14 protein-coding genes and 2 pseudogenes are annotated in these 19236 nt (G+C 70.5%); 4 read left to right on the top strand and 12 right to left on the bottom strand.

The genetic code is table 11. The annotated features are described in order from the left end of the window. Positions 1-81 precede the first annotated feature (81 nt). The 3 genes from GT045_RS26755 to GT045_RS26745 form a co-directional block, all read right to left on the bottom strand. The gene (locus GT045_RS26755) at positions 82-846 is read right to left on the bottom strand and encodes a maleylpyruvate isomerase family mycothiol-dependent enzyme (protein ID WP_161335729.1); all 765 of its coding nucleotides are present in this window, start codon (positions 844-846) and stop codon (positions 82-84) included. Between the two features lie 113 nt (positions 847-959). Then, positions 960-1469: an MFS transporter gene (locus tag GT045_RS26750; protein WP_161335728.1), complete on the bottom strand. Its 510-nt coding sequence runs from the start codon at positions 1467-1469 to the stop codon at positions 960-962. Between the two features lie 807 nt (positions 1470-2276). Continuing rightward, positions 2277-2681 carry a MerR family transcriptional regulator gene (locus tag GT045_RS26745; RefSeq protein ID WP_161335727.1) on the bottom strand — a complete coding sequence of 135 codons (405 nt, stop codon included), beginning with the start codon at positions 2679-2681 and terminating at the stop codon, positions 2277-2279. 99 nt (positions 2682-2780) lie between these two features. Here GT045_RS26745 and GT045_RS26740 point away from each other — a divergent pair, with 99 nt between their 5' ends. Beyond that, a complete protein-coding gene (locus tag GT045_RS26740) occupies positions 2781-3569 on the top strand; it encodes an amidohydrolase family protein (RefSeq protein WP_161335726.1) in 789 nt (262 codons plus the stop codon). Between the two features lie 421 nt (positions 3570-3990). After that, positions 3991-7110, top strand: coding sequence for an FG-GAP-like repeat-containing protein (locus GT045_RS26735; RefSeq protein WP_161335725.1), 3120 nt, complete (start codon positions 3991-3993; stop codon positions 7108-7110). Positions 7111-7947: 837 nt separating this feature from the next. On the opposite strand, the pseudogene GT045_RS26730 reads toward GT045_RS26735, so the two are convergent. The 6 genes and pseudogenes from GT045_RS26730 to GT045_RS26705 all read right to left on the bottom strand — a co-directional run. Beyond that, a pseudogene (locus GT045_RS26730) lies at positions 7948-8180 on the bottom strand (transposase family protein); the annotation flags it as partial. A 453-nt stretch (positions 8181-8633) separates the two neighbouring features. Continuing rightward, positions 8634-8876, bottom strand: coding sequence for a DUF5302 domain-containing protein (locus GT045_RS26725; protein WP_161290931.1), 243 nt, complete (start codon positions 8874-8876; stop codon positions 8634-8636). Between the two features lie 265 nt (positions 8877-9141). After that, complete coding sequence (locus GT045_RS26720) at positions 9142-9672, bottom strand: dihydrofolate reductase family protein (protein WP_161335724.1); 531 nt, start codon at positions 9670-9672, stop codon at positions 9142-9144. 385 nt (positions 9673-10057) lie between these two features. Beyond that, positions 10058-10696, bottom strand: a complete 639-nt coding sequence (locus tag GT045_RS26715; protein ID WP_161335723.1) for an NAD(P)H-binding protein — start codon at positions 10694-10696, stop codon at positions 10058-10060. A 13-nt stretch (positions 10697-10709) separates the two neighbouring features. After that, the gene (locus GT045_RS26710; RefSeq protein WP_237538900.1) at positions 10710-11657 is read right to left on the bottom strand and encodes an EamA family transporter; all 948 of its coding nucleotides are present in this window, start codon (positions 11655-11657) and stop codon (positions 10710-10712) included. Between the two features lie 311 nt (positions 11658-11968). Then, positions 11969-12796 carry an SDR family NAD(P)-dependent oxidoreductase gene (locus GT045_RS26705; RefSeq protein WP_161335722.1) on the bottom strand — a complete coding sequence of 276 codons (828 nt, stop codon included), beginning with the start codon at positions 12794-12796 and terminating at the stop codon, positions 11969-11971. A 369-nt stretch (positions 12797-13165) separates the two neighbouring features. Between GT045_RS26705 and GT045_RS26700 the strand changes: the two genes are divergently transcribed. Further along, positions 13166-14116 carry a LysR family transcriptional regulator gene (locus GT045_RS26700; protein ID WP_161335721.1) on the top strand — a complete coding sequence of 317 codons (951 nt, stop codon included), beginning with the start codon at positions 13166-13168 and terminating at the stop codon, positions 14114-14116. Between the two features lie 773 nt (positions 14117-14889). On the opposite strand, the gene GT045_RS26695 is transcribed toward GT045_RS26700, so the two are convergent. Further along, on the bottom strand, positions 14890-16266 hold the full coding sequence (locus GT045_RS26695; protein ID WP_161335720.1) for a serine hydrolase domain-containing protein: 1377 nt from the start codon (positions 16264-16266) through the stop codon (positions 14890-14892). A gap of 120 nt (positions 16267-16386) precedes the next feature. On the opposite strand from GT045_RS26695, the gene GT045_RS26690 reads away from it, so the two are divergent. Then, positions 16387-17067: a TetR/AcrR family transcriptional regulator C-terminal domain-containing protein gene (locus GT045_RS26690; protein ID WP_237538899.1), complete on the top strand. Its 681-nt coding sequence runs from the start codon at positions 16387-16389 to the stop codon at positions 17065-17067. A 308-nt stretch (positions 17068-17375) separates the two neighbouring features. Here GT045_RS26690 and GT045_RS40030 read toward each other — a convergent pair. After that, a pseudogene (locus tag GT045_RS40030) lies at positions 17376-17489 on the bottom strand (IS701 family transposase); the annotation flags it as partial. A gap of 181 nt (positions 17490-17670) precedes the next feature. Next, the gene (locus tag GT045_RS26680) at positions 17671-18846 is read right to left on the bottom strand and encodes a glutathione-independent formaldehyde dehydrogenase (RefSeq protein WP_161294380.1); all 1176 of its coding nucleotides are present in this window, start codon (positions 18844-18846) and stop codon (positions 17671-17673) included. Positions 18847-19236: the final 390 nt, after the last annotated feature.

The following is a 19236-nucleotide window of genomic DNA, read 5'->3' as shown; positions in this document are numbered from 1 at the left end:
CGTCCCAGGGCAGCAGCCCCGGCTGACCATGGGCACCCGCCGGATGCGTCAGCCCCGGTTTACCCGACCGGCGCCCCGCACTCACGGCTCGTCGCCGACGTTGCCCCAGCCGGGCAGCGGCGGCTGGGGCCACGCCGGCGGGCGCGGCAGGAGACCTGCCGGGCGGTCGGCCGTCAGCGTGCCGGCCGGAGTCCGCCCGGTGAGCCAGCCGAGCACCTGGTGCCCGGCCCCGGCGACCGAGGCCCCTTCCGGCGCCAGGGACCAGCGCCGGCCGAGGTCCACGGCCTCCACCGCGGCGAGCGGGAAGCCCTGGGCGCGCAGGGTCGCGAGGGTGTCGTCCAGTGCCCAGACGACGTAGGCGTCGGGCCACTGCCCGGTGCCGTGGCCGGTGCCCAGGTCGAGGTGATGGGTCTCCAACTCGCGCAGACAGCGCAGCAGGACGTACCAGGCGGGGTGCCACCAGCCGGCCTGCGCCGGCACCAGCCGCTCCCAGGCGGGGGCGGGCATCGCGCGGGCCCGGACGGAGAACCGGTCCAGGTCGTGCCGCAACCGGGTCGTGATGCCGTCGGCGGGCAGCAGGGCGTCCCGCTCGACCGCCGACGCGAGCGCCGCCGCGTCCGTGCGCGGCCCCGGTTCACAGCCGGTGTGCGCGAGCCCCAGCAACCACACGTACGCGTCGACGGCGTGGGCGACATGCGCCAGGACGTGGCCGCGCGTCCACCCCGGCAACGCCGACGGTGCACGCACCGCCGTGTCGGACAGGCGAGACGCGGTGCGTAGGAGGCGGGCACCGGAGCCGACGACACAGCCGATGGCATCGTCCGCGAAGGCCGGCTGCCGGCTCACCGGAACTCCCCTACCGCCTCGGCGGGGACCGTGATGTGACCGTCGCACTCGTCCGACCGCGCCGTCGGCCCCCACCCGGAGGTGAGCGGGGTGCGCCTCGTAAGCCGGGCCGTTCACGCTGCGGCCCGGCGATCACGCAGCGCCGGGCCCGGTGCGGCCGTGCCGCCGAGGGCCGGCCCGTCTACCCGGCGCTCGGCGGGGATCAGGGCCACGGTCAGAGCGCCGCGGGCCACTGTCGTGAGGCCCGATGCCAGACCACGTACCAGACACATCGACGCGGTCCACGCCGCACCGTCGTCAAAGGGCAGGGTGAGCGCGAGGGCGCCCGACATGAGCAACCCGGCCGTCGGCGGCCCCCGGTGGCCGTACCGGCCGAAGATGCGGGGACCGGCCAGCTCGCCGAGCACCGGGGACAGCATGAGTGTGCTCGTCGCGAGGGCCGCCACACCGCGATCGGCGTGCGTAGGCACCGCCGACAGCAGCAGGAAGAAGCTCACCGTCACGGCCACCACGCTCACGAGCCGCAGCAACGGGGCGCGGCTGAGCAAGGGTGGTCGCGCCGGTGCGGGAGCCGTCGCGGCGGTGGATTCCGGGACGGGGGTCGGGTCGGCGGCAGGAGTCATGCCGCCGACACTAGGGAGTGACCGGATCACCGGTAAGATCCAATTCCATGAATGTGCAGTAGGCCGGTTTGTCGCCCGGGCTGCTGCCGGGCCTCGACCGGAGCAGTGGTGAGCAGCGCAGGGTCGTCGCCGCCTACCTGCGCCGGAGCCGCTCGACCCCCACCGAACCGGACCGCACTCTCATCGGCTCGGGCTACGCCCCAGGGGACTGGCCCTCGCCCTCCAGATACCGGCCCGCGCCGACGTCCGTGCCGTCGCACATGAGGATGCCGGCAGTCCCGCATCGACGAGCGCGGCCGTCCGTGCGGCGGGCCACATCCCGGTCCCCGTCCCGGTCGACGCGCGCGGCATCGACGTGGCGGCTCTGGAGGTGAGGGGCGCTCGCGCGTGATCGTCACCCCTGCGTACCAGTGGCCCACCGGTGGCCTCCTCGCCCCGGACGCCGTCACGCCCTGCTCGCCCGGGCGGGGCGCCGCGACGTTCATGTCATCGAGGACGATCACGACACCGAGCTCCGCTACGACCGTAAACCGGTCGGCTCTATGAAGGGCATCAGTGCCGACCGGGTGGTCTGTATCGGCACCGTCAGCAAGTCCCTGGCCCCTGCCCTGCGCGTCGGCCGGCTGCTGGGCCCTCCGGTGCTCACCGCGCCGCTCGCCGAGGCGAAGCGCAGCGCGGGCCGGGGCGCGCCCACCCTCGACCAACCGGCCCTGGCCCGGCGGTTCGAATCGGACCGTTCCGACCGCCATCGCTCGAGTTCTCAGCCCAAACGCCGAGAGGTCGGCTGTGGTCCGCACCGGCGAGCACTCAGCGGGACGACGGTATTCCTGTGCCCGGCGTTGGAGTCCGGCCGGCCGCGTCCTCGGTGTCCTCGGTGGCGGCGATCGTCTGGCGCAGCAGGCGGCGGGCGTTCTCCAGCTCGGCGGCGCGCTGGTCGAGGATCTCCAGCTGCTCGCGCAGGCTGGTGAGGACTCCGGGGCAGGGGCGCAGCATCGTCGAGTCGTGGGTGCAGGGCAGGACCTGGCGGATGACGCGGGTGGGCAGGCCGACGGCGAGCAGGGCGCGCACGCGGCGCACCGTCTCCACCGTCTGGTCGTCGTATTCGCGATAGCCGTTGGCGCGGCGCTCGGCATGGATCAGTTGCGTCCGCTCGTAGTAGCGGAGCAGCCGTTCGCTGACTCCGGTTCGGCGTGCGAGCTCCCCGATCAGCACCAATACGTTCCTTTCGACTTGACCTTCCAACCGTGTCAGGGAGCAACAGTGCTCTGACCGGCCGAATTCCGGGCCGGTCGAGACGGAGGGAACGAATCAGTGATCATCGACGCGCACAGCCACGTCCACGAACCGGTTTCGGCGCACGTGGGACTGCTGAACGAGGCCGGAGTCGACCGCGCCGTCCTGTTCGCCACCCGGCCACACCCGGAGCGGGCCGGCGACCTGGCCGGCCTGCGCCGGGAGATGGCCGTCCTGGCGAAGGCACTCGAAGGCCGGGCCGACACGGTCGAGGCGTACCGGGAGGCGTGGCGGGAGCTGGACGCCGCGCTTGCCGCGCTGCCGGACCGGTTCATCGGCTTCCTGTCGGTGCCGCTGGGTCTGGGAGCGCGGGAGACGGCCGAGATCGTGGAGCAGGAGGTGATCGGGCGCGGACTGCACGGGATCGGAGAGCTGACACCGCCGCCGGGAAGGGCAGAGCTGGTCGAACCGGTCCTCCAGGCGGCGGCCGACCAAGGGCGACTGCCCGTCGTCGTGCACGGATCCGCGCCGACCACTGCGGAGGACCTGGCAACGCTGGCCGCGCTGGCCCGCCGGTACCGCGACGTTCCACTGGTGGTCAGTCAGTTGGGAGGACAGCACTGGATGCAGGCCCTCGAACTGGTGCGGGACACTCCGAACATGTACCTGGAGCTGTCGACGGCCAACATCGTCTTCGCGGTACGACTGGCGATCAAGGAGATCCCGGACCGGACCCTGTTCGGCTCGGACGCACCGTACGGCGACCCGGTCCTCGCCCGGGCGCTCGTGGAACGGGTCACCAGCCCGGGCGAAGTGCGCGATCGGGTACTCGGCGGGACGATCGCCGAACTGGTCGGACTGGGCTGAGACAGGAACGGCCTCTCCCGACGCTCCCCCGACGGACTGAGCACGTCGGTTCGTGCGTCGGGAGCTGCTCGGGACGCCGGTGGGATCGGTCGGGCGAACCGCCGTTCAGCTCACCAGCTCGACCGCTCGTCCGCCAGCTGAAGTGCTCAGTCACACACGGGCGGCCGGGTGAGATCACCCGCCGGTGGCTACAGGTCGAAGTCGAGCTATGGGGCGTTGCGCATCCGCTGATGCCCGGGTGGTGCCGGCTCCGCAGGGGATGTGGCAGGTTCTGCTACTCAGGCCGTCGGGGACCCTCCTGATGACGTGAAGGCGGACTGTAAGATCACCTGACTTTCGATGAGGCAGATGCAACGCCAGGGGCCCGGCAACGCTGGGGAGCGGTGCATGGCCTGCCGCGTGTCCTTGGGGAGGATCTACCTTGGCTCATCATGCCGTTGCACGTCTGCGCGGGGCCGCCGCCGTGGCCGTGGCGCTGTCGTTGACCGTCGGCCCGGTCGCCTGGGAGGCGCAGGCTGCTGGCAAGGGGACGTTCGGCGAGACCACGATTCCCGCGACCCTGCGCGTCACGCCGGGGTACGGCTCCGTGGCGAGCGTCGGGCCCTCGGGATTCCTGCACTTCTCCACCGCCACCGGTGGTCCCGGCGGCCTGGAGTGGACGGGTGTCGACGGAGTGACACGGAAGCTCGAAGGCACACATCCGACCGACCCCGTCGAGTACTACGGAGCCGCGTCGGACGTCGTGGCGCTGCGGTCGGCCGGCGGCCGGAACGTCGTGCTGCGGAACATGGTCACCGATGAGACCGCCACCGTCACCGTCCCTGCTGGCCAGACCTACGACAGGACGGTCGGTACCACCGTGGTGACCAGGGGCGGCGTCACGGCTGACGGGCAGTGGTCCGAGTTCCATCTGCTCAGCAGTGAGAACGGGGCCACGGTGGATCGCCGGGTGACCGGCCTTCCCGAGGGCGCCTCCATTCTCTCTGTCGGGCGGTCCGGCCTGCGGGGCTTCCTCGCGCTGTTGAAGATGCCCGGTCAGGACGCGGGGCTGACCGTATGGGTCGACGTGCACAGCGCGCAGGCCACTGTTCTGCCGTCCACCATCGGCAGTTACGCGAGCATCGACGTGACAGCCCGGCATGTGGTCGTCCGCCAGGCCGGCGGCGTACGGATCTACGAACAGGGCCGGTTCGACGCACCCGTGCGCGAGACGCGGATCGACCTGACCGACGCCAAGGTCGTGGGAGTGGTCGGCGATTCGCTGGTCGTCGCCCGCTACGACCCCTCGCTGGGGTCGAGGACGACGGGGGCCTGCGTCTGGCGGATCGTGGCGGCTGCCTTCGACGGCGCGTCCGAGCGTCCACTGCTCGCACGCGCGGTGGCGGACCGTGTCACCATCCGGCCGGACGGCGGTGTGCAACTCGTCGGCGGCCGGTCCGCGCAGGACTACGGCTATCAGGCCATCACCGCTTCCGCCGACGGTGTGCCGTACGCGACTCGTGTGCTGCCCATCGCGCCCGTTCCCCTGCAGGTCCAGCGGCTGACACTCGACCACGGCACGGTCAGCACTCTGGAGAGCGGCGACGCAGCGAGCTTGCCGTACCGTCGGCCGCTCACCGCGACCGCGCCAGGATACGGCGCACGCGTGCCGGCCGGCACCCTTCCCGCATGGCACGAGAGGTGCGGCGACGCCCGCGGGCTGTGCCCGGAGCTGTATGCCACGGGGGACGGCCGGACCGTCTACCGAGGCGTGATGTACGACGACGTCGGCGACTGGAAGCCCCGGCTCTTCGTCGTCGGCAGGGGTGAGGCGTTCCCCGGCACAGTGCGGGAGACAGGGCTTCAGGACTCCACCGATGACTCCGACCCGCAGCTGAGAATTCTGGGGGTCTCCGGAAACCTGGTGCTGGTTGCCGGTACGCCCGCGGGCGGGAGCGAGGAACTGCGGGTCGTCGACATCGACACCGGCAAGGTCCTCTACAAGGAGCCCTTCCGCACGAGCGCTCTGTGGGGCACCACCCTGTTCACCGCGGCCCCGAACGGCACGGTGACGGCCAAGGACGCACGCACCGGCGCCCCACTGACCTCGCTGGCGGTGGGCGGCCGGTGCACGAACACCTTCGAACTGCAGGCCGTCGGCCGGTGGTTGTACTGGAAGTGCAACACCAGTGCTTCGGATACGGCAGGCGTGTACGACCTCCAGGCGAGGAAGAGCATTCCGCTCGCCGCCACCGGGCAGGCATTTCTCGGTGACGGTCGCCTCGCCGTCCGGGACGGGCAGGGACTGGCGGTCTACGGACTCCAGACCGGCGCCGCCGTACGGCAGTGGGCGACCGATGCCGCGGGGCTCGTCGCGCTCGACCCCCGCACCGGTGACCTCGCCTACACCACGCCCGGCCAAGACGTCCGCGTTCTCGACATCGGCCAGCCGGCATCGGCTCTGGTGTCCCCGTACCGGAACGTCACCGTCGGCGCCGAGACAGATACGACACCCGTCTCCTGGCGCGGGGAATGGTGGCTGTCCGAGCCGGCCGCCTCCTGGAAGCTGGAGATACGGCACAAGGCGACAGGCCGGCTGGTGGCCACGCGCGGCGGTGGAGCGGAGGAGTACTCGGTCGCGGCGAAGTGGGACGGCCGTGACACGGCCGGCGGACTGCTTCCCAATGGCCCGTACACCTGGACGCTGACCGCTCAGCCTGCGGACGGGCAGGGTCCGGCACTGGTTCGGTCCGGCACTCTTCGTCTGACGGGCGGCACGGCGGCGTGGCGCGACCACGTCGGGACCTCGTCGCTGCCGGACGGCATCGGTGACCTGCTGACGACGAACTCCAGCGGCACTTTCACCTTCCACCCGGGCGACGGGACCGGGAAGTTCTCCGGGACCGTCTCCTCGAGCGGCTGGCCAACCTCGGCCCGGGCGGTGCCGGTCGGAGACCTCACCGGCGACCGGTGCGCCGACGTCCTTGTCCGTCCCGGCGACGGAACGCTGCGGCTGTACAAGCCCGCCTGCGGCACAGCGCCGAAGCCCACGGCGCCGTACACGGCGCTCGGCACCGGCTGGAACCAGTACGACGTCATGACCTCGTCCGGCGACCTCACCCACGACGGTGTGCCCGACCTCATCGCCCGCAACAGCTCGACCGGCACCGTCTACCTGTACAAGGGCACCGGTACCGGTAGGTTCGGCGCGCGCGTGAAACTCGCCGACGACTGGAAGATCTACAAGAAGATCGTGGGTGCCGGCGACCTCGACGGCGACGGCAACGGCGATCTCCTCGTGCAGGACACGCACAACAACCTGTACCGGTACAACGGCAGGGGCAACGGTACCTTCACCGCCCGCGTGAAACTGTCCAGTGGTTGGGGCAGCGCGTACGACACCGTCGTCGGCGTCGGTGACATCACCGGCGACGGCAAGGCCGACCTGATCGCCCGCGACACCACCGGTGCCCTGTACCGGTACTGCGGCACAGGAACAGGCACCTTCACCACGCGGGTGAAGATCGGCACAGGATGGCAGAAGTACACGTCCCTGTCCTGACCAGCATCCGCGGCCTGCGCACCACGCGGCCTTGCCCCAGCGAACCCCCGCCAGGGCAAGGCGCGTCCGGCAGTGGCGCCCTTGAGTTGACTAGTGGACGCCCTGCGCGCCATCCCCTCGGAGGCATACGTGCGGCTCTTACTGGGGCAGCCGGGCCACGTGCTCGACGAGGCCCTGGACCGGCTGGCTCGAGCGGGACTCGGTTGGTGAGTATTCCGACCGGCTGAGCGCCCGGACGATGGTCTCGCACATTCACCTCGCCGCGGTCAGGTCACCCGCGCGAACCTCGGGCGTCCTACGACCGCCCGGCGTGTGCCGCAAGGCTGTGAGCACCTTCGGTGGTGGTCGGCAGGGCCCCTCCCCCCTCTGCGGAGGCGGGCGGGTGTCTGCTTGTCCGGCTCGTGCGGCGATCGGAACTAGGACAAGGCCGTCTGCGGCAGTCGCCCCAGGGCTCTTGGGCATGCTCACGTGCCATTACCTGGCCACAGCGCGTACAGGTGACCCACGGGACAGGAGATCAGCCAGTGCCGTGTCGTTTCCGACGGAGGATCCGGGCAGCGGGACGGTGTGGCGTACTCGATCAACCCCAACCCGGGGCCATCGTGATGGTCGCCGAGGCATCGGGTGAGGCCGGGAGCGAGCGCGGTCCAGGTACCCCAGACCTCGGCCGTCGCAGCGCTCTCGGCGCCCGCGGTCTCGCCGATCGGCACCTGATGCTCCAGAAGGCCGGCAACAAGGCGAACGAGTCCGGCCTACTGCTCCCCGATGTCCTAGCAGTCCACAATTTCCGCGCGCATGGGCGGGCGGCAGGAGTGACCCGCCAGCGACATGGGATGCCTTGGGCTGGTCGGCGATCGTGCCGTCGCGGGCCGGCACCAAGGTTCCATCCACGATCGGCACAGTGCCATACGGAACCGCCTTGACTGCCGGAGCGCCAGCAGTGAACCGAGGTGGTCGATGATCCGGTCTGCGGCCGACTTGGAGATCCGGAACGACGGAGCCAGCTGTCGTATCGTCAAGTGCGTATGCCCATATGCCGTGATCAGCAGGGCTCGGGCCTCCAGCGGCAGACCCCTGGGCTCGACCGCTGGGCCTCGAGACCGGGACAGACGTACCGGAAGATCCACGTGCTCGGCACCTGGCCCATGCGGTCCGAAGGCCGCCGCTGGAGAGGGTCAGCCTGCCCGAGAAGTTCTTCGCCCCGCTCATGGCCGCAGTTGTCTACGACCCGGTCCCCTGCTTGAGCCACTGGTTCGCCGAGCCGGCGGTTCGCGCATTCGGGCGGCGTCGGGTCATGACGGCACTGCTCGGGGATCTCCCGTCGAGGATCTTCCGACGGGCACGGAAGCGCCAGACGCCGCCACCGGCCCGGCGGGCCCCCTTACCGGCCGAGGGGAACGGCCGCAGCCGTCCCACTCGGCATCCATCAGATCCCCCACCCATATCCGCACCCACGCCACGGACAAGCGGTACCCGGAGCAGGAGCTTCCGACCGTGTCCGGCCGCCGGCGGCTCCTCTGGACTCAGCCGCCGCTCTTGCGTCGGAAGGACCGCTGGTTCGACGCCGGGCCGTGCGCGCCGCGGACCTTTGACGCGTCGGTGTTCGCAGCGAGTTCGGCGGAGTCCGCCTGCATACCGCGCTTGCGCGCCAGGGCCTCCCGGAACTTGCGCTTCAGATCGTACTGACCGTCTTCGTCGGGCGAGAGGGAAGTGCCCTCGACGTCAGCCGGCTCCGAACCTTCGTGTGATGCGGACGCTGCGGTCATGTTGACCTCCTGGGTTCGGACAGTGGAGAGCACAGCTTGTCATGCCCGGACACCGGATGAGGCGTCTGCGTCCCGCATCGTCAGCCGCCGTAGCGGGCCAAGTGGCTCGGGCCGTGCCCGAGAAGTCGGTGACACGGTTCTACGACGAGCTGGCCGACGACTACCACCTGCTCTGTGTACCGGCCGTCTGCTGCCGACGGCTGTAACGGTTCGTCCGGGCCGGCAGTTGCGGTGCTCTGCGCGTGCGGTTGCCCCCGGCGTGCCGTTACGTCTCCACGGTGTAGCGCAGCTGGGCGAAGCCGCCGCCGGCGTCGGCGGCCGAGTCCAGGCGCAGCGGGACGTCCTTGAGCAGTTCGCCGAAGAGCCGGTGGCCGGCGCCGATCAGGACCGGGGCGACGCTGATGACGAAGTGCTGGATACGTCCGGCGCGGATGAAGCTCTGGATCAGGCGTCCGCCGTCGGGGTAGACGTGCTTGGTCCCGCGCTTGTCGAGGTCGGCGACCAGGCCGTCCATGTCGCGGTAGACGGTGATGCGCGGGTCGGCGTCCTGGGGCAGGGTGGTGCTCAGGACGCCGACATGGCGGTCACCGAAGTGCCAGTTCTCCTCGCCGAAGCCGGCGACCTTGTCGTAGGTGTTGCGGCCCATGATCACGGCGTCGACCGAGTCGAGGAACTCGAAGAAGCCAAGGTCCCCCGCGCGCTCGCCGCGTGAGGTCAGCCATTCGATGTCGTCGTCCGGGCGGGCGATGTAGCCGTCGAGGCTGGTGCCGATGAAGACGGTGGCGGTGAAGGTCACGGGGTTCTCCTGAGCAGACGGTCGTGGTCGTCGTGAAAGCGGTGGGGTCAGCGGCGCCGCTTGCGTGGCAGCCGCGGGAAGGAAGGCCGTCCGGCCCGGGCGGCGGGCGCAGCGCGAGGCGCGGCAGGTCGATGCTCGGCCGGGGACTCGTCTTTGTGTGTCAGCGTCGGTGAGCTGCTCCCCGTCGGTGCCGGCCGCGAACGCCTTCGCCGCGCTGCCGCGTCGAGACGCGCGGCCGCCCCCGGGCCGGTCACCGGCCCCACACCGGGCCGGGTCTCCGCCGCGCCATGGACGCGACAGGAGGAGGTCGCGGGGGTCGATCCGGCCTGGCTCGGCGTCATGCTCCGCCGCCGTCCACGTCGTCGAGCGGCACCGCCGCGAAGGCTCAGTAGCCGACGGTGAAGCGTGCGCGGTGGTGTGCGGGGTGTTCTGCCTCGTCCAGTACGGCCACGGCGAGGTCTTCCATGGAGATGGTGGAGTTGCCGTCGGCGTCCACCAGGAGTTCGTCGGTGCCGACCCGGTAGGTGCCGGTGCGGCTGCCCGGTTCCAGGACGGCGGCCGGGCTGAGGTAGGCCCAGTCGACGTGCCCATCGGCCTGGCAGACCGCCAGTTGTTCGTTGCAGGCCAGGGCGATCGGCCGCCAGTCGGCTGGGAAGCCCGGGCCCTGCACTACCGTGCGTTCCCGCTCGCCCGGCAGGCGCAGGCTCCCTGCGCCTCCGAGCAGGATCAGCCGGACGCCGGTGCGGGAGAGGCCGGCCAGCAAGGCGCGGGCGGTCTCCGCGAGGTCCTGTTCCTGTCCGGGCGCCGGCCGGGTGGCGCTGATCACCAGGTCCTGCCCGCTGCTCAGCGCGGCGACGGTGTCGGGGTCAAGGGCGTCTCCGACGACATGCCGGGCGCCGGGATGGAGGGCCGCGAAGCGGGTCGCGTTGCGGGTGACGGCGGTGACCTGGTGATTGCGGTCGATGGCTTCGGCGACGATCCGGCTGCCGGCGCCTCCGCCGGCTCCGAAGACGGTGATGCGCATGATGCGGTTCTCCTCAGTGGATTCGAATCCGGCCCGCCGGGACCGGGGGTGCGGGGCGCCCGGCCGGTGCACGGGACGGGGCGGGTCGGGAGGGGTGAAGCTGGGCGAGTGTCACCGCGGCCAGGGTGAGTGCGCCGCCCAGCAGCTGCGGCACGGTGAGCTGTTGTCCCAGGGCGATCCACCCGAGACTGGCGGCGACCAGGGGGCTGAGCAGGCCGAGGAAGGTGACCTTGATCGGGGAGAGTGTTCTGATGCCGCGGAACCACAGGGTGTAGGCGAACGCGGCGCCGATCACGCTCAGGTAGACATAGCCGATCAGGTTCTCGGTGCTCAGAGTGGCCGGCGGGGGTCCTTCGACGAACAGGGCCACCGGCAGCAGGAGCAGACCGCCCGCGACCAGTTGCCATCCGGTGGTCGCCGGCAGCGGAGCCGGGGAGGTCCAGCGCTTGCTGAGGACGACTCCGCTCGCCATGACGATCGCACCGCCCAGGGCGGCGGCGATCCCGAGGGCGTCCAGGCGGGCGTCGGCGCGGAGCACCAGCAGGGCGACTCCCGCGATGCCTGTCACGCAGGCCAGCAGGGTCCGCAGGGTCAGACGCTGGCCGAGCAGGGCGGCGGACAGGCCCGCCACCAGCAGTGGCTGGACGGACCCGACGGTGGCGGCGACTCCGCCCGGCAGTCGGTAGGCGGCGATGAAGAGCAGGGCGAAGAAGACGCCGATGTTCAACGCGCCGAGGACCACGGACTTCCACCACCAGTCGCCCCGCGGCAGTCGCCGGGTGATGAGCAGCAGGAGCAGCCCGGCGGGCAGGGCCCGCAGCACCGCGGCCAGCAGGGGCCGGCCCGGGGGCAGGAGTTGGGTGGTGACGAGGTAGGTGGAGCCCCAGATGGCGGGGGCGAGGGCGGTGAGCCAGGTGGCCGTCCGCATGCCCCGTGCTGACGGCAGAGCAGGGGTGTTCATGGTCTTCTCCTGATCGCGGGATGCCTGAGGACGGCGCCGGGGACGGGATGCCTGAGGACGGCGCCGGGGACGGGATGCCTGAGGGCGGCGCCGGGGACGGGATGCCTGAGGGCGGCGCAGGCGGAGTACCGGAGAGGGCGCAGGCGGGGACCCTGAGTTGGTAGGGGGCCGGGTGCCTGAGGTGGGGGGCGTGCGAGGGCCCGGAGGGGTGACTGCGAAGGTGAGCTGGTTTCCGGCCGGCGTACGGGTGGTGACGTCCCGGCGGCGGTGCGGGCACTTCAGGTGACAGGACGGGCGCGGGTTGCTCGTCGTCAGTCTGCGGCGCGGCTGGCTTCCTCCCAGGAGGCCCAGATCGCTTTGCGGCTGTCGGCGGCCTGCTGGGCGACGTCGTACATGGCGCTGCCGAGGATCAGCCGCAACGGCGGATCGTCGCTGTCGGCGAGGTTGAGCAGCACCTTTGCTGCTCCGGCCGGGTCGGCGTCCTCGGCGTCGCCCCACATCTGGGCGAGCGCGGTGTGCAGGGGTTCGTAGGCGGGGTGGGCGGGTTCGGTGCGCATGGACGTGTACAGGCCGGTGGCGTATCCGCCGGGTTCGACGATGCTGACCTTGACGCCGAAGGGTGCGACCTCCTGGGCGAGTGCCTCCGACATGCCCTCCAGCGCCCACTTGCTGGCGCTGTAAAGCCCGGTGGTCGCGAAACCGATGACGCCGCCGATGCTGCTGATCTGTATGAGTCGGCCTCCGCCCTGGCGGCGCAGGTGGGGCAGGACGGCCTGGGTGACCCAGAGCGCGCCGAAGAAGTTGGTTTCCAGCTGGGCGCGGGCGCCGGTCTCGGTGAATTCCTCGACGGTGCCGCTGCCCATGATGCCTGCGTTGTTGACGACCACGTCGAGCCGGCCGTGCGTTTGGGTGGCCCGGTCCACGGCGGCGAACACCGCGCTGCGGTCGGTGACGTCGAGGGTCAGGGCGTCAAGTCGTCCGGGGTACTCGGCGGCGAGCGCGGTGAGCGGCTCGGTCCGGCGGGCCGCCCCGATGACCCGGTCGCCGGCGTCCAGGGCGGCGCGGGTGAGGGCGAGGCCGATGCCGCTGGAGGCGCCGGTGACGAACCAGAGGCGGCCCGAGGTGGTGGTGCGGGTCATGGAATCTCCCAAATCGGCCGGGACGACTCGTCTCAGGCCGTGTGCGTGTGCGTGCGTGTGTGCCAGGACCTCGGCTGCGCCGGGGCCCATTCGGCTGCAGGTTGCGCTTCGCGTGATGTCCGGTGTGCTCAGTGCGGGTGCCGGGCGCGGACGACGGCGTGGCCACGGCCACGGATGGGTGTCACCGTGCTGACCGGGGCGGTCATGGCGAACACCGGCGTAGGGGTGCGTGGCAGGGGGGACATGTCGTTGTCCTGGGAGCGAAGGCGGTCAACTTGCGTGCGAACCAACCCTGCAACGCGGGTGGGACGTCAACAAGGTGACATAGTGGAACGCTTGTTTAGCCACGCTCAATGATCGGGGGGAACAGTGCTGGAGCGGCTGGAACTTGAGGCGTTTCTGACGCTGGCCGAGGAGTTGCACTTCGGCCGCACCGCCGAACGCCTGCACCTGACGACCGGCCGGATCAGCCAGACCATCAAGAAGCTGGAACGCCGTGTGGGGACAGCGCTGTTCGAACGCACCAGCCGCCAGGTCCGCCTCACCGCGGCCGGTCGGCAGCTTCACGACGATCTTCTTCCGGCCTGCCGGCAGATCGAGGCCGCGCTGGAGAGAGCGATCAACACCGCGCGGGGTGTCGACAGCGTCCTGCGGGTCGGCTTCGTCGGCGCCGCCTCGGGCCAGCTCGTCTTCGAGGCCGCCGAGTTGTACGCCCGGCGCAACCCCGGCTCCCGCATCCTGCCCAGGGAACTGCAGATCATCGACGCGTTCCCCCGACTGCACGACGGGGACGTGGAGGTGCTGATCGTCTCCCTGCCTCACCAGGAACCGGGGATGATCAACGGCCCGGTCCTGTTCAGCGAACCCCGGATGCTGGCGGTGTCCTCCCGTCACCCCCTGGCCGGCCGCGAGACCGTGTCCCTGGAGGATCTCGCCACGGTCAGGCTTCTGCAGGCGGCCCGGACAGTTCCCGACTACTGGCGCACAGCACGCACACCCCTGCTGACCCCTGCCGGGAAGCCCATCGAACGCGGTCCCGAGTTCGGGACCTTCCACGAGGCACTGCTCCTGATCGGTGCCGACCAGGGCGCCTTCGTGGTGGGCGCCCAGGCGGTCCGCTACTACTCCCGCTCCGACGTCACCTACATCCCGTTCAGCGACGCACCGCCCCTGGAGTGGATCTCCACCTGGCTCGCCTCCCCCACCCCGGCCACCACAGCCCGCGTCCTCTCCTTCAACAGGGCAGCCCAAGACGTCGTCAGCCGCGTCCGTCTGACCGCCGCCACTGACACCTCCCCGCTTGACGGTTCGGTCCCCTGAGGCCGTTCATCCGCCCTGTCGCCGAGGTCAGCAGGTGCTCGGTGCGGTCGTTCGTCACGCGGGGAGCGCCGTGCCGGGGACGGCCGCGCCCGAGGCGACCGCACCGCAGACCGCCGCTCCCCCTCGTGTGCCGCGGGCGTTGAGGTACGGGCGATGAGCCGCACTCGGCGCCCCTGGGTGGGTGAACCACACGAAGGGCTCACCACGTCCCGCAGAACGACGTAGGGATCATTGAGCCGGCCCCGGTGCAGGATGCGCACCGCCTCCAGGAGCAGTCAGGCGCCAGCCATCGCCCGGTCCAGCAGCCGCTCCTGAGCGAGCGTCGGCACACCGCTCGGGCGCCGCCGCGGCGAGGTCGTAGAGCCGGGCCCGCCGGAGGTGCGCGCACGGCCACTGCGGCGTGGTCCGGCATGCCTTGCAGCGCAGGATCGAACCTGCGACGGAGATCGAGCGACTGCATGCAGCACACCGCCGGGAGCCCAACTTGCCGGTTCCCGGCCATCAGCGCTTTTCCGACGCGTCCTCGCTGCGACGCCTCGGAACCGCCGACGCCCCGCATCCGGTGTCTCATCGAGGAGAACCGGCAACTTCCTGAGCCCTATACCCGTGCACTCCTCGCACCAGGTCTGTCGGCGTACAGCTGGATGCGCGCCACACACCCATGAGAAGTGCACCAGCATGGTGGTGGGTACGGGTCGTGTCCGTGAGCCGGCTGCCGTCGGTTCGGGGTGTGGGCATGGGCGGCCGCTTGAGACCGCCCATGCGGCGCTGGATCATGCTGCTTCCGCGACTCGGTTGAAGAGCCGGCCGGCGAGGTCGACGCCTGTGACCGAGCCGTCGGCGTGGCGGGAGAAGTAGCCGCGCTGCCCCGCGAGGCCGCCCTCAGTGACGATGTACTCGTCGCCGTCGCCGGGAAGGAAACCGATTTCTGCGGCCGGGTAGTCCGGGGGCATCTCCTCGTCCGATGCCTCACGGATCTCCGGCTTGATCCCGACCGCCAGGGTGAGACGGGTGCCGTCGGTGGCGATGTCGAGGTTCATAGCGTCGATCTCGTAGCGGCCGACGACCTGTCGGGCCTGTCCTTCGTCGTACGGAACCGGCTCCGCCGTCTTCTCGACGACGCCGAGGTAGTGCTCGAGCGCCCACCGCACCACAGACTGGTTGAAGGGGTAGCCGTCCGGGCCGAGGTTGGCAAGAGAGACCACCGCGAAGTCGCGCTCGGGCACGATGAGCAGCTCGGCGAACTGGCCGTTGCCCGAGCCGCCATGGCCGATCCCGTGCAGGCCGTCCAGGTCGTGCAGGAACCAGCAGATACCAAAGCCGTCGCCGAGCGTGCTGGCGCGCAGCTCGACGGTCTGCTCCCGCATGCGGTGCAGCTCCGCGGCCGGCAGCACGCCCTCACCGTCACCGAGTTGGAACCGTGCCCAGCGCAGCAGATCTTTCACCGAGGAGGCGAGGCCGCCGCCGGGGTTGTCGCCGCGCGCGCCCTCCTTGAACGCTGCCCAGGGCCGGGCAGCACGCAGTTCGCCGTCGTCGCCGCGGTTGTAGCCCACCGCGAACTTGCGGACCATCACCTCCGCCATGCCGTACACGGTGTCCGCAAGTCCCACCGGTTCCAGGACGAGCGAGGCCATGGCCTGTTCGAAAGGCAGACCCGTGACCTTTTCGACGATCCGTCCGGCCAGGTTGTAACCGGCTTGGCTGTACGAGGCGCGGGCCCCGGGAGGTGCGATCAGCGGCAACTGGGGCAGTTTCGCCACGAGCCCGGCCAGGGAGCGGTCGCCCTCGCCATCGTCGATCAGGTTCCAGTCCAGACCCGCGGTGTGATTGAGCAAGTTCAGGACGGTGACCTGCGCCGCCGCCTGCTCGTCGGCCAGCTTCAGCTCGGGCACGAAGCTCCGTACCGGCGCCTCCAGGTCCACCTTCCCCTCAGCGACCAGGCGCATCAGCGCGGTCGCCGTGAAGGTCTTGGACACCGACGCCAGATGGAAAAGCGTCCTCTCGTCGACCGGCACCGGATTGGCGAGGCTCGTCACACCGTGCGAGGCGTAGACCTCCTGTCCGTCCACGAGCACCCCGACGGCCACACCAGGAACGCCGAGCTCCGTCGCCTGCGCCTTGACGAACTCCGACAGCTTGTCCTGCGGCATGTCTCCCCCTCCGACCACTTGAACTAAGTACGAGAGTGAGCGTAGGCGAGCGATCGAACTAGGTGCAAGAGCTCACGTGAACTAAGTTCAAGTAAGCTGGAGGGCATGCCACGAGACACTTTGACCACAGACCGGATCGTCCGTGCGGCCATCGAGCTGCTCGACGAAGAGGGACTCGACGGCCTTAACATGCGGAGCCTGGCGAAACGGCTCGGCTCGGCCGCCACGGCCGTCTACTGGCACATCAAGACCAAGGACGAGCTGATCCGACTTGCCAGCGACGCGATCTGGTCCGAGGTCGAACTGCCTGACCTCGACACCACCGACTGGCGCACGGCCGCCACTGCTCATGCCGTCGGCATGCATGCGATGCTCACCCGGCACGCCTGGCTCGTCCAGGCGTTCGGCAGCCACCTCCTGCACGGACCCGGTCAGGCCCGGCACAACGACCTCGGCCTCGGCATCTATGAAAAGGCGGGTTTCGCCGCCGCCGACGCGGACCGGGCGGCCGCCGCCGTGTTCACTTTCGTGCTCGGCAGCGGGCTCGGGCCTGCCGCGCAGGTCTCCCTGAACCGCCAGCTGAGCAAGAACGGCGCAGATGCCGAGCGACTGATGGCCGACGCCATGACACGCGCCACCGAGACCGCCAGGCAATTCCCGCGCCTACGCGAACGCCTCGACACGACAGCCGCCAGGGGGTATGCCGCGGCGCCCGACAACACCTTCGCGTTCGGCCTTCAGTCCCTCCTCGACGGCTTCGAGGCCCGCCTCACCGCCGACCGCGCCGACCGGCGCGAGTGACCTGCGCCCGGACACACCCGCCCGATCAGCCCACGGCTGCTGTCAGGTTTCGCGTCGACGTACGAGCAGGGCGAGGTGAGGCGGACCAGAACGTCGGCATGCCCCCGAGCAGTGCGCGCATGCTGATTACACTGAACTCGGTCGTTGCCACCCTAGTCGTACAGGCTGCAGCCACGTAGAAGACGACAGGTGATTCGGCGACCTCAGTGCAGGTACCGCCAGCTCGATCTTCCCCGGCTTGGTCGCCGGCTGCTTGGTGGGCCGGTTCTCCAGCAGGACCGGCGCGAAGGCCCGCCCATCCGAATCCTCGCCACCCGGCACCGCTCACGGCTGTCTGTCCAGACCTTTGGTAGATACAACTCCCGGTCCACCAATGCCCGTCCGCGGGCGGTGACATAGGCGGCGAATACTCCGATCTGACAGCCGCAACCCCGCCCGAACACCGACTCCAGCGCCGCCGCCCACACCCCGGCTTCACCCATCCCCGCCGGCGGCTCCAGGACCGCAAGTGCCTGTCCGACCCCGGCCGAAGCCGGGGTCGGACACCGAGTGTCGGTCGGCCCTCTCCTGGCGGAGAGAGGTGGCACGGCGGCGCTGGGGCTCTTACCGTTTGTGGCCGTTGCCGTGGCCGTCGGGATGCAGGACGACCTTGGTCCAGCCCTCGTCACGGGCGTCGAAGTGCTCGTAGGCGGTGGGGGCCTCGTCCAGGCTGAGTTCGTGGGAGACGACGAAGCTCGGTTCGGCCTTCCCGCCGGCGATCAGGTCCCGCAGCGCCCGGTTGTACCGCTTCACCGGCGCCTGCCCGGTGCCCATGTGCTGGCCCTTGAACCACATCAGGCCGAAGTCGATCGGGACCTTGCCCTGGGCCTCGAGTTCGCCCTGGGCCTGCGCGCCGCCGGGGTCCTGGGGGAGGAACACGCCCACCACGCCGATGTCGCCCGTGAACCGGACCGAGTCGATCAGGCCGTTGAGGGTGAGGCTGGCGTCCTCGTGTCCCTGGGGGTCGTGTGCCTGGTAGCCGACGCATTCGCAGCCGTTGTCGGCGCCCAGGCCGAGGGTGGCTTCCTTGACGACCTCCGCGGGGTTCTGCTCGGCGGTGTTGATGGGGATGGCCCCGATCTCCTCCGCCTTGCGCAGCCGGTCGGGGTGGTGGTCGGCCGTCCAGACGCGGCCGGCGCCCTTGAGGAGGGCGGAGTAGGTCGCCATCAGCCCGACGGGGCCGGCCCCGAAGACGATGGTCTGGTCGCCCGGTTTGACGTGGGCCATCTCGGTGGCGTGGTAGCCGGTGGGGAAGATGTCGGCGAGCATCACGTAGTCGGTCTGGCGTTCGGCGGCGTCCTCGCCCAGGCGCAGCGCGTTGAAGTCGCCGTAGGGCACGCGCAGCAGTTCCGCCTGGCCGCCCTGGTAGGGGCCCATGTCGGCGAATCCGTAGGCGGCTCCGGCGAGGGCCGGTTCCGGCTGCATGGTCAGGCAGTAGTTGGTCAGGCCCTGCTCGCACTGCTTGCAGAAGCCGCAGGCGATGTTGAAGGGCAGGACCACGTATTCGCCGACCTGGACCTTGCGGACGGCCGAGCCGACCTCCACGACCTGGCCCATGTTCTCGTGGCCCAGGGTGCGGCCGGACTCGAACGAGGTGCGGCCCTCGTACATGTGCAGGTCCGAGCCGCAGATGTTGGTGGTGGTGATCTTGACGATGATGTCGCAGGGGTGTTCGATCTTCGCGTCCGGCACGTCCTTCACGGTGACCGTTCGCGGTCCTTCGTATACCGCTGCTTTCATGGTGACTTCCCTTGATGTCACGGCCTGGCGGTGAGGAAAGGGCACACAGAGCCTGACTCCCGGAAGCGCTGCGACGGGGGCCCGGGGCTCCGGTACTCCTTGGGGGCCGTTCCACCCGGATCAGGTGGAACGGCGGTCATGCCGCCGGCCCGCCAGGCGGAACTCGGCGCTCCGGCGGCGTTGCGTCCGGGTCCCCGCCCGCCCCCGAGACGAAACAATCACGCACCGACCGATCAGCGGAACATCCGCACCGCGACGGCCACCGACCGACGGCACCTCCCCGGCTCAGCTCACCGGCTGGTCACCGTGGTCGTCCTGCAGCATGCTGCGACGTTCCTGTTCGCGCTTGGAGTAGGCGGCTGCCCGGATCGCCTCGTCGCTCTCCAGACC

This window comes from Streptomyces sp. SID486 (genome assembly GCF_009865385.1).
Classification (GTDB): Bacteria; Actinomycetota; Actinomycetes; order Streptomycetales; family Streptomycetaceae; genus Streptomyces.
The sequence above is the reverse complement of the archived record's forward strand: the minus strand, read 5'-3'. Positions and strand labels throughout refer to the sequence as shown.

Bases quoted from the DNA above. Each gene is read 5' to 3' on its own strand.
- GT045_RS26695 (WP_161335720.1), bottom strand. From the start codon at position 16,266: ATGCCGCAGGACAAGCTGTCGGAGTTCGTCAAGGCGCAGGCGACGGAG.
- GT045_RS26750 (WP_161335728.1), bottom strand. From the start codon at position 1,469: ATGACTCCTGCCGCCGACCCGACCCCCGTCCCGGAATCCACCGCCGCG.
- GT045_RS26710 (WP_237538900.1), bottom strand. From the start codon at position 11,657: ATGAACACCCCTGCTCTGCCGTCAGCACGGGGCATGCGGACGGCCACC.
- GT045_RS26705 (WP_161335722.1), bottom strand. From the start codon at position 12,796: ATGACCCGCACCACCACCTCGGGCCGCCTCTGGTTCGTCACCGGCGCC.
- GT045_RS26725 (WP_161290931.1), bottom strand. From the start codon at position 8,876: ATGACCGCAGCGTCCGCATCACACGAAGGTTCGGAGCCGGCTGACGTC.
- GT045_RS26715 (WP_161335723.1), bottom strand. From the start codon at position 10,696: ATGCGCATCACCGTCTTCGGAGCCGGCGGAGGCGCCGGCAGCCGGATC.
- GT045_RS26680 (WP_161294380.1), bottom strand. From the start codon at position 18,846: ATGAAAGCAGCGGTATACGAAGGACCGCGAACGGTCACCGTGAAGGAC.